This is a genomic window from Desulfococcus sp., assembly GCF_050178255.1.
Classification (GTDB): Bacteria; Desulfobacterota; Desulfobacteria; order Desulfobacterales; family Desulfococcaceae; genus Desulfococcus; species Desulfococcus multivorans.
Genome location: NZ_JBFXGG010000097.1, coordinates 1 through 10,788, shown reverse-complemented (window position 1 = coordinate 10,788; position 10,788 = coordinate 1). Strand labels below are relative to the sequence as shown.

General features: G+C 59.8%; 6 protein-coding genes. 1 reads left to right on the top strand and 5 read right to left on the bottom strand.

All coding sequences use genetic code 11. From position 1 onward, the window contains the following. Window positions 1-647 precede the first annotated feature (647 nt). Entirely contained in the window at window positions 648-1,748 is a 1,101-nt protein-coding gene (locus AB7S84_RS13930) for a 6-phosphofructokinase (protein WP_428155124.1), read from the top strand. A 41-nt stretch (window positions 1,749-1,789) separates the two neighbouring features. Here AB7S84_RS13930 and AB7S84_RS13925 read toward each other — a convergent pair whose 3' ends face one another. The 5 genes from AB7S84_RS13925 to AB7S84_RS13905 all read right to left on the bottom strand — a co-directional run bounded on the left by AB7S84_RS13925 (window position 1,790) and on the right by AB7S84_RS13905 (window position 10,325). Further along, complete coding sequence (locus tag AB7S84_RS13925; protein ID WP_428155122.1) at window positions 1,790-3,364, bottom strand: diguanylate cyclase; 1,575 nt, start codon at window positions 3,362-3,364, stop codon at window positions 1,790-1,792. A 357-nt stretch (window positions 3,365-3,721) separates the two neighbouring features. After that, entirely contained in the window at window positions 3,722-5,899 is a 2,178-nt protein-coding gene (locus AB7S84_RS13920; protein WP_428155120.1) for a TRAP transporter permease, read from the bottom strand. Between the two features lie 112 nt (window positions 5,900-6,011). After that, window positions 6,012-6,980: a TAXI family TRAP transporter solute-binding subunit gene (locus AB7S84_RS13915; RefSeq protein ID WP_020877799.1), complete on the bottom strand. Its 969-nt coding sequence runs from the start codon at window positions 6,978-6,980 to the stop codon at window positions 6,012-6,014. A 208-nt stretch (window positions 6,981-7,188) separates the two neighbouring features. Beyond that, complete coding sequence (locus AB7S84_RS13910) at window positions 7,189-7,827, bottom strand: response regulator (protein ID WP_020877800.1); 639 nt, start codon at window positions 7,825-7,827, stop codon at window positions 7,189-7,191. Then, window positions 7,824-10,325, bottom strand: a complete 2,502-nt coding sequence (locus AB7S84_RS13905) for a PAS domain S-box protein (protein ID WP_428155115.1) — start codon at window positions 10,323-10,325, stop codon at window positions 7,824-7,826. Before AB7S84_RS13905 ends, AB7S84_RS13910 begins: the two co-directional genes overlap by 4 nt. Between the last annotated feature and the right edge of the window lie 463 nt (window positions 10,326-10,788).

The window sequence follows — 10,788 nt, the reverse complement described above, 5'->3', positions numbered from 1 at the left end:
ATTGCATACGGGACATCTCAGACCATACCGATCTCGTTCTATGGTGAATATGACAGATCCTCGGACATATTTGGATCGAACATATTGGTAGCCCCTGATATCGAATCCATGGTATAGCAGGCTTGTGGACATACGGTGTTCCTTCCTGTTGAATTTGGTCGTTTTTCAGAAAGGTCCTGTATGTCCACTTTTTTTTATTTTTGACAAGCCAAAGTACGCTTCAGCCGGATGAGCCAAAAAAAATGCTCGGTGCAGTACGAGAAGAAGACATTGCCCTCAAGCTGGCAGCATAATTTTCAAAGAGCTAAACTCATACCAAAATTGAAGGTTTCTTGCATTGAACTGGAATCATGGCAGAACGGCCGCCGCAAGGAACAGCCGTTCCATAAACCGCTCCAGGGCCATTTAGCGATCCGCTGGGGTCCTGGGATACGGCGGATTTCATGGCGCCGTTTGAGACTACCACAATGTGATCGTTCTTGTATGCCGATGCCAGGATTTCGAGAACATTACGGCACTCCTCCCTGAAAAATCTCTTTACAAAATAAGACCGTTCATTTATTGAGATATTAAACAATTAGCTGTGAATCGATCCGGTCGGATTCGGAAGACACTGGAACATCCGCTTTCGCCAGGGAGTCAAAAATATGACGAATATCAAACGGATCGGCATACTGACCGGCGGTGGAGACTGCCCGGGATTGAATGCCGTGATTCGGGCGGTCGTGAGATGCGCCGTCGGCCGCTACCACATCGAGTGCCTCGGCGTGCTCGATTCATTCGACGGCCTTATCGAAGGCCCGGCGATCATTCCCCTGAGCTGGCACAGGACAAAGGGACTTCTGTTTCAGGGGGGGACGATTCTGGGGTCGACCAACAGGGGTGATCCTTTTGCCTACAAGGTCCGCGTCGGGGAACAGATCGTTGAGGAAGATCGATCGGAGGCGGTGATGGCCAATGTCGAGAAGCTGGAACTGGACGGCTTGATTATCATTGGTGGGGACGGCACAATGGCGATTGCCAATAAATTCTGGCAGCGCAAAAGGCTCAGGCTGGTCGGCGTTCCCAAAACCATCGACAACGACATCTGGGGAACCGATGAAACCTTTGGATTTCACTCTGCGGTTGAAATCGCCACGGACGCCATCGATCGGCTGCAAACCACCGCCACCAGCCATCACCGGGTGATGATTCTGGAGACCATGGGGCGCAATGCCGGCTGGATCGCCCTGCATGCCGGCCTGGCATCCGGCGCGGACGTCATTCTCATACCTGAGATCCCATTCAGCCTGGGGGCTGTTGTCGCTAAAATCAAGGACCGCAGCAGCCGCGGCAGCAGGTCCACCATTATCTGCGTGTCCGAGGGCGCGGCACCGATTGGTGGAAAGCAGATCACACGGGAATTCGTCCCGGATTCGGCGGAACCCGTCCGGCTCGGGGGCATTGCGGAGCGGCTGTGCAGAGAATTGAAAGGACGGATCCAGACCGAGTGTCGCTACACGGTGCTCGGACATATTCAGCGCGGGGGCATCCCGACCGGGTATGACCGCATCTTGTGCACCCGTATGGGTACGGCTGCGGTGCACGCATTTGTCGAGGGTCAATTCGGCAAAATGGTTGCCCTTCGGAAAAACGAGATCGAGATGATCCCCATTACGGAGATCGCGGGAAAAAATCGTTTTGTCGATCCCGGGAACGATCTCATTCGGGCCGCGCGTGACACGGGTGTCTATTTCGGGGATGAGTAGCGGTTGCCGTACCGGTAGGGTCGGGAACGACGACACTCACACTAACCGACGTCGCTCGTACCGGGGAAGGCGGTACCTTTCTCCCGAGGGGGTTGACAGACGCGGTTCCTGCCCCCTTTTTTGGCGGCATACAACGCCTCGTCCGCCAGCAGCATCAGGGCATCCTCATCGGCGATCTCCCGATCATAGACAGCGACGCCGATGCTCGACGTCAGGGGAATCTCCGTGCCGTTATAATCGGCGGGGGTGTTTTCAATGGTCGATCTGAGACGCTCGGCCATGACCAGCGCCGCCGCGAGGTCGGTGTGGGGCAGCAGGATGCTGAACTCCTCGCCGCCCACGCGCCCGGCGATGTCGGTTTGACGGAGGGACTTCCGGAAAATCGCCGCCACATGCCGCAGGGCCGCATCGCCGGCTGCATGACCGCGGGTATCGTTGACCCGCTTGAAATGATCCAGATCGAGCATCAGCAGGGAAAAAGGCTCGCCGTAGCGCCGGGCACGCTCCATCTCCTTCCGGATCGTCCCCATGAAATAGGCGCGGTTCCAGAGCTCGGTAAGGGCGTCGGTGGTGGCCAGCCGCTCCAGCCGCTCCCGGGTCCTGTAATTTTCGGTAATGTCCCTGGCCCACTCCGCAAAGCACTCCACCTCCCCGTTCGCATCGAGTATGGGAATGACGCGCATATCCAGCCATGTCCCGTCCGGCAGCCGGATCTCTTCCTGAAACGGGGTCTTGGTATCCAGAACCGATATGGGCCGGCAATCCGGGCAGATATCGTCGTACCCCCTGTAGGTCTGATGGCACTTCGTGCCCAGAATCCGTTTTTCGGGTTCGACGGCGCCCATCCCGTTCCAATTGCTGTACAGGATATTCATCTCCGGATCCTGTATGGTGATCATGTCCGGCACCAGGGCCAGCATTCTCTGGAATCGCTCCTCGCGCTCCATGAGGGCCGCCTCGGACCGCTGCCGCTCGCGTTCGAGTTCAAAACGGTGCTGAAAGTAGACGGCCTTCTGGTGCCGCCGCAACAAAAAAAACAACAGCCCCGAGACAACGAGCAGTCCGAATATCGACAGCCGGTCAATGCGTTTGTGGGCGTCGCTCAACTGACGCGTCCGCTGGGCCACGAGGGTTTCCAGGCGATCCTTGTAACGGTTGAGTTCCGCTTCCATCAGGGCTTTGTGGGTGGCATCGTGAATGATGGACAGGAGCAGCCGCTTTCCGGAGGAGTCCGGCACGGGCGCACTGTAGACCTCAACGGTCCGGACCTCCCCGTCCGCCAGGCGATGGGGAAAAATGAAATAGTTCCGGTCTTCTTTTTCGGCCCTTTTGTATTCGGCCTCCACGTCGCGGGGATCGAGGATGTTGATCTCCTGAATGCGCATGCCCCGCATCCGGTCGAGGGGGTAACCGTAAAAGACGACCGCCTTTCTGTTGGCGTCGACGATGGCGCCGCTTTCAGGATCGATGAGCAGCGCCATGATAGTGTGGTTCTGCAGTTCAACGGGCAGTTTGCCGTCATAAATCATCTGGGCCTGCCCCACCGAGACGAAGGCGTGGCCCTGGGATCCCCCCATGAAAAACGTCAGACACATCAACAGCCCCAACCACTTCATAACGGATCTCCCGAAGGTTTGATGCATTCGTAACAGTCGCTTCAGCAAAACCTCGAAACAGCTTATCGCGTTTATATTCCCGGGCAACAATACAATGGGGTCGGCATTAAAAATACCGAGTCTTTACGAAACCGTCAAGGTCTGAAAGCGGACGCCGCATCCGCAGTCGCCCAGGGTGTTGTCGGGGAAGGCATATTCCGGGAATCGGCCGGGTCTGTCAAGGGAAATGATCGGAGGCGCTTTTCAGCCTCGGCAAGAAAAAGGGGGGCAAACGCCCCCCATGTCGGCTTCGAAAGAAACCGGAAAATACAACTTGTGTTCAATGCCTTATGTCCGGGTCGACAGACAGCCTGCGACCTATGCCGTCTGGGCCGCCCTCTCCCGCCGGAGACGCCGCCGTTCGTCGATGGGCAGCACCAGGGTGGGATCCTTTTTGATCCGGATCTTCTGCATGAAGAAGACGATCACCCACATGCCGATGCCGAGCGTGTCCACCAGGATTGTAGGCAGGTCGATGCCGAAGACGATCCAGTTCACCAGATGGGGAAAGAAAAGGAAGGTGGTGGCAAAGGCGCAGATAATCCACTCCTTGACGGTGAAACCGCAGAGGAAATACCCCATGCTGAGGGCCCCGAAGGCGACGGTGCCCAACATGACGGTCACGACGGTGGAGGCCACCTGATACCAGGGAATGAAATGCCCCGGTCCGCCCAGGAGAAACCCCGGGGAATAGACGAAGAGGAGCGGGCCGATATAAAGCATCTTGGCGAACTTGAAGGAGGTCCACCCGGTCTTCCAGGGGTCGGATCCCGCGATGGCGGCGCCGGCGTATGCGGCCACGCAGACCGGCGGGGTGATGTTGGAGTCCTGGCTGAACCAGTAGACCACCATGTGGGACGCGATGAGGGCCCAGGAGACCTTGGCCATGATCTCGAGCCGCTGGGGGTCGTCGGCCAGGAGCTGTCCCAGGGGAAGCTGAAGCTCCCGGAAGCTGACGCCCCAGTAACTCTGGGAGATCATGTCGGTCAGAGCCCCGACGGCCAGGACCGCCGTGATGAGGTAGGCGGCGGTCACCGGCACGCCCATGCCCAGAATCAGGGAGGCGAGGGCCACCAGCAGGACGGCCACCGGCAGGGAGCCGAAGGAGAGGTCGATGATGATCTGGGAGAACTTGAGCCCGATCCCGGAGAGCTGGATGGTGCCGACAATGATGCCGATGACGCCGACGGTGGCGCCGATGATGAGGGTGGCGTTGGCCCCTTCGATCATGGCGTCGAGAATCTGCTTGACGCCCATCTTGTTTTCAGGCGTGAACCAGCTGACCACGATGCAGGATATAATGGCCCAGAAGGCGGCGTATCCCGGAGAGAAACCCACGATCATCATGACGACGATGATGACCAGCGGCAGGGACATGAACCACTGTTTCTTGAGGATCTCCAGGGCCGTGGGGTCTTCGGGCCGCCGCTTCCCGACGATGCCGTAGCGCTTGGCCTCGAAATGGACCATGGTGAAAACCGACAGGAAGTACATCAAGGCCGGGAAGATCGCCATAATCATGATCTGGACGTAGGGAATCTCGGTCATCTCAGCCATCAGGAAGCCGCCGGCACCCATGATGGGCGGCATGAACATCCCGCCGATGGAGGCGGAGGGCTCGATGGCGCCGGCCACGTGGGGACGGAACCCGGCCTTCTTCATCATGGGGATGGTGAAGGCGCCGGTGGAGACCGTGTTGGCGATGGCGGAACCCGAGACCGACCCGAAGAACCCCGAGGCGATGACGGCCACCTTGGCCGGACCGCCGATGCTCTTGCCGGCAACGGCCATGGGGACGTCGATGAAAAAACGGCTCGCCCCCGAGGCCTTGAGAAACGATCCGAAGAAGATGAAGAGGATGACGTAGGTCACGAGCACCGTCGCCATGATGCCGAAGACGCCCTCCTGCTTGTAGTAGATGTGGTTGAGGGCCCGGTCGATCTTGAAACCGGTGTGGGCGAAGGCGTTGAGCAAAGGGATATTCTGGAGCAGGTCGCCCCAGAAGGCGTAGGCGAGAAAGAGGGCGCCGACAATGGTCATGGACCATCCCAGGGCCCGCCGAGCCACCTCGAGGGAGACGAGGATCCCCAGCGCGCTCACAAAGGTGTCCATGCGGGTCTCGGAGCCCATGCGGTAGTTGATGGCCTCGTACTCCATGACGAAATAGCCCACCACGAAAACGGCCGCCGCCGCCATGATCAGGTCGACGGCGGTGGGACGGTGGGCGGGGGATGAGGCCTTGAGCGGATAGATCAGAAAGACCATCACATAGGTGAGCACGACGTAGACCCCCAGAAAATACTGGGTATCCACAGGGACGGCGGCGCAGTACATGTAAAAAGCCACCATGAACGCGCCCATGGCGCTGGTGATATATTTCCAGAAACCGGAAAAGACGCGGCCGGAGCGGGAGTCCTTCTGGACCAGCTTCTCCAGTTTCTCTTTGTTCTCCGCTGACAGGTCAGCCTGTTCTGCAGCATGTTCGGGTTCTGACATGGATTTTCTTCCTTAACTTGTCAAAAGGGATTCGTTTTTCGACGGATACGCCGGGGGAAGGACGGACGCCCTTCCCCGTTGAGGCTCTGGAACCTTCAGGGAAAGCCGAACCTTACGGCATGAGCTTTTCCGGAATCTCCTTGCCCTGCTCCTGCCAGAATTTCACGGCGCCGGGATGCAGCGGTACAGAGGCCCCGTTGAAGGCGTTGTCCGGGTTCATCTCATCGAAGGATTTGGACGCCCCCACCATGGCCTCCATACCCGCCGGGGACCAGAGATGCTTCATGATCTGGTATACGGCTTCATCCGACATGTCCTTTCTGACGGCGAGGATGGTGGAATCCTGAAAGGTCTTGCACTCCGGCATCGTCTTGCCGTAGGTACCGGCGGGGATCACCGTGGGGCTGTAGGCATAGGCATCGTAAAATCCGCTCTTCTCGGCATCGACACCCAGATCCAGGAGACGGATCTTGACCTGGACGCTGGCTTCGATGATGGAGGCGTTGGGATAGCCCACCAATACCCAGAAGGCATCGATTTTGCCGTCCTTGAAGGCGCTGGCGGCCGCCGAATATCCCATGAAGGTCGGCTTGAAGTTCTCCCACACCCCGATGTGGCGGAAGAAGCGCTCGGCGCTGGCGGCGGCTCCTGAGCCGGCATTGCCCACGGCGACCCGTTTGCCCTTGAGGTCATAAGCGCTCTTGATGTCGCTGTCGGCATTGACGACCAGCTGGGCCGGCGCGCCGTAGAGATACCCCACCGAGCGGATATTCTGATAGGTCCGTGTGTCCATGGGCAGCTTGCCCTTGTAGCCGAGATCCATATCCACGGCGTAACAGAGACCGAAGTCCGACTCTCCTCCGGAGACGCGCTTGAGGTTCTCCACCGACCCCCCCGATCCCACGGCGGTGGTCACCATGTTGGGGTCCACCTTGGAGATGTATACGGCCATGGCGTTGGCGAAGGTGTTGAAGGTGCCGCCGGTGGGCCCGCCGCCGATCTTGACGTTGGTGGTTTCAGCCATTGCCGGGCCAAAGGCGAGAGCGGTGGTCAACAAACTCAGAACGATCCATTTTTTCATGACGATGTCTCCTTGAAAAGGGTGTAAAGATTTATCCATACCTATTTCAAGGATATACCGCGCCCCCGGGGAAAACAATTCGAGCTTTTCTCATTCCGGCAGCCGGATTTTTCGGATTTCTCTGTCAGAAAAATTTTGACGCCGACCCGGCAGGCCCGCCGCCGACGGCCGGCACGTCAAACCCTTCAGGCCCCTGGAATCCGGTCAGTTACAGCTCTACCAGTTTGTTCTGAATGGCAAACCGGGAAAGCTCGGCATTGTTGCGCAGGTCGAGCTTCTTGAGAAGCCGATGCCGGTAGGTGTCCACCGTCTTGACGCTCACCCCGTAGGCCTCGGCGATCTCCCGGTTGGTCTGGCCCATGGCGAGCCGCCGGAGAACCTGGAGCTCCCGCATGGAGAGGGCGTCGATGGGCGAGGCCGACTTGTCCCCCTTGAGCACCCGGAGGGCGAGGACCTCCACTGCGTCCTCCGACAGGTAACGGTGGCCGGCGATAAGCCGCCGGACGGCCCGGACCAACTGCTCGGGCGCCGACTGCTTGGTGATGTATCCCATGGCGCCGGCCTCGATGGCCCGCACCACGTATTGCCGCTCCTCGTGCATGGTCAGCACCAGGATGGGCAGATCGGGCATCGTTTCATGGAGACGGGTGATCACCTCCAGACCGTCGATGTCCGGCATGGAGATGTCGACGACGGCGATGTCCGGCGCATGCCGGGCCGCCTCCCTGAGCGCCACCCTTCCGTTCTCGGCCTCGGCCGTTACCGCCATGTCGCCGCTCTCTTCGATGATCCGCCGAAGCCCGGCGCGGACGATGCTGTGATCATCCGCCAGAAGCACCTTGATCATGATTTCACCTCCGTGTTGCGTTCCAGTGTGAGGGCCTGCGCCGGGAGAATCAGACGGACCCGGGTCCCCGAACCCGGCCGGGAATGGACTTCCAGGTGCCCACCCACCAGGGAGGCCCGCTCGCGCATGCCCGCCACCCCCAGGGCCTCGGCAGCGCCCAGGGTTTCCGCGGCATCCAGGACCGAGACCGGAAAGCCCCTTCCGTCGTCTTCCACCGACAGGATAAGCCGACCGTCGACCTGCTGCAGCCGGACCTCCACTTTGGCGGCGCGGGCATGACGCGCCACGTTGGTCAGGGCCTCCTGGGCGATGCGGTAGGCGGCGGTGGCGACGGTGTCGTCCATCTTCGGGATGGATGCGGCATCGAAAAGACAGGTGACACCCGTCCGCCGTTCAAAATCCGAAGTATAGAGCTCCAGGGCGTCCACCAGCCCCAGATCGTCCAGGATTCCCGGCCGGAGACGAAACGCCAGGCTTCGGACGTCCTGGATCGTCCCGTCGATGAGCCGGCACATGTCCCGGGCGCGCTCCGCCCCCATCGGGTCGGCCGCCTTGAGCCGCTCCAGCAGCCAGACCGCGTCCATACGCAACGCCGTCAACACCTGCCCCAACTCGTCGTGGAGCTCCCGAGAGATGACCGCCCGCTCCTTTTCCTGGTTGGTGATGATGGAGGCCGACAAGCGGCGCAGCTTGTCCTGGGCCTTCTTGGCGGCAGTGATGTCCGTAGCGATGCCGCAGAGTCTGCGCACCTTGCCGGTCTCGTCGAAGAGCGGAAATTTGACGGTCAGATAGGTATGAAGCCCGTCGTTCTGGACGATGCGCTTTTCAACCTGGACCGGCGCGGCGCTCTCGAAGACCGCCGCGTCCCCGGCCTGGAACTGGGCGGCCACCGGCTGCGGCAGGATCTCCGTGTCCGTCTTACCCCGAACCGCCTCGTTCTGCACGCCGAAAAGCTCCTCGAAACGGGAGTTGACGAGCATATACCGCCCGGTCAGATCCTTGATGTAGATCACCGCCGGCGTGTACCGCAATATGTCGCCGATCTCCTTGGTGCGGAGTTGAACCTTCCGTTCCAGTTCCTTGGAATAGCGGCTCAACTCCTCCTTGGCCCGGCGGAGGGCCTTTTCCGCCTGCTTCTGCTCGGTGACGTCGACGGAGACCGCAAGGGAGCGGACGATGCGGCCGTCCGAATCCCTGTCGGCAATGGCCGACAGGAGGATGTCGATGACCTCGCCGTTTTTACGGACGTACCGGTAGGGAATGTCCTTGCAGAACCCCTTGCGGAAAAAGGTCGGAATCATGTCGTGCTCGGCCAGCCGCCGGGACGCCTCGGTCATGAAATCGGCCAGGGGACGGCCGATCACCTCGTCGTAGTCGTACCCCATGGCCGTTAGCCAGTAGTCGCTGACGCTCAGAAGGCGTCCGTCGGGGCCGATGGAATGCAGCATCGCCGGCGTATTGTGGTAAAGGGAGCGATAGCGCTCCTCGTTTTCCCGAAGGGCGGCCTCCATCCGTTTCCGTTGCAGGATATCCTCACTCGCCTTGTAGTAGAGGATGACCACACCCAGCCCGATGAGCACGCAGAGGACCAGTACGATGGATCCGGTCATGCGGATCAGGGAGGTCTCCACCGGCCGGGTAATGACGTCGGCCGAGGTCAGGTAGTTGACCTTCCAGCCCGGAAAATGCGGGATCTCCATCTGTTCGAACAGGTAGCGCTTCCCGTCGAGGAATGCCGTATCCGGCGTCTCGCCGGGCTTGAGACCGATCCACTCGTGTCCGCCGTCCCCGAACTGCCGCTCCTCCCGGATCCGCGCCAACTCTTCGGGGGAAGGCTCCCAGGCCAGCTGAAAAAGCCAACCGGGCTGGTTGGTGATGAAGATCACCCCGTCGGGAGAGGTGAAGAGCATCATCTCCGACGGCGATAGTCCCAGCCGCTCCTCCACGGCATCGATGGCGGATTTGACGACGACGACGCCCAGGGGATTGGGATCGGACCCTGAAAAGACCGGACGGCTGCTGTAGACGCCCCGTCGGCCCGAGGTGACGCCCAGGGCCAGGTAGCCGAGAGGATTCCCCGCCATGGCGCTGGTGAAATAGGGCCGAAAGGCAAAGTTCTGCCCCATGAAGCTTTCCGGCCGGTTCCGGTTGCTGGATGCCCTCGTGATCCCCCGGGCGTCCATCAGGTAACAGACGTTCGCCCCGAGGGTCTGCTGAAAACGGTCCAGCACCTCGTGGGCCGCCGCCAGAGCCTCGTCGGAAGGGCTGCGCAGCAGTCGGGCCAGGGCCGGAGCCGCCGCAAGGGTCTCGGTAACCTGCATGTTGGCGGTCAGGTGGTTCTCCAGACTGTGGGCGATCAATATCAGGCGGGTGCGGGCCTGGCGTCGGGACGCCTGGATGGAGGCGTCCTGAATCGCTTCAAAATAAAAAAACCCCCCGGTGGACGCGGAGCCCACGGCAAGGATGGACAATACCAGCAGAATCAGGCGAAGGCGCATAAGGGTTGCTCCCGTTAGACATCGCTCTGCGGAAACGCAGGGGCAATCGTAAGCAGAGACCTTCTCATGTAGGACGATCCGGCGAAATAGTCAATGCTTCAACCTTGGGGGGTCAGGCTGAAGACTGATGGCTGAAGGCTGAAGGGGTGCGGTTGGGACGGCCGGGATCCTTTGTATCGAGTACGTTGAAACAAAATTTGTCCCAAATTGTCAAAATTTGCAACCCGGGCGCCGATACGCGAACGTTTTTTGTTGCCGTTCCGGTTTCAAATCGGAAGATTGATGTCGGTCGCGGCACCACCCCATGAACACCGGAAATCGAACTGTAATTTAACAGCTCCAAAGGGCATATACTTTGCATTGCTATTCCAAAAGTGATAGAGACGGCTTGGGGAGTCGCTGAATATTGAACATTTTACCCCACATTCAAATCGTTTGACACGTCGCCGGTTTTTCTGGAGAA

Coding starts and splice junctions, on each gene's coding strand:
- AB7S84_RS13905 (WP_428155115.1), bottom strand. CDS start 10,325: ATGCGCCTTCGCCTGATTCTGCTGGTATTGTCCATCCTTGCCGTGGGC.
- AB7S84_RS13920 (WP_428155120.1), bottom strand. CDS start 5,899: ATGTCAGAACCCGAACATGCTGCAGAACAGGCTGACCTGTCAGCGGAG.
- AB7S84_RS13910 (WP_020877800.1), bottom strand. CDS start 7,827: ATGATCAAGGTGCTTCTGGCGGATGATCACAGCATCGTCCGCGCCGGG.
- AB7S84_RS13930 (WP_428155124.1), top strand. CDS start 648: ATGACGAATATCAAACGGATCGGCATACTGACCGGCGGTGGAGACTGC.
- AB7S84_RS13925 (WP_428155122.1), bottom strand. CDS start 3,364: ATGAAGTGGTTGGGGCTGTTGATGTGTCTGACGTTTTTCATGGGGGGA.
- AB7S84_RS13915 (WP_020877799.1), bottom strand. CDS start 6,980: ATGAAAAAATGGATCGTTCTGAGTTTGTTGACCACCGCTCTCGCCTTT.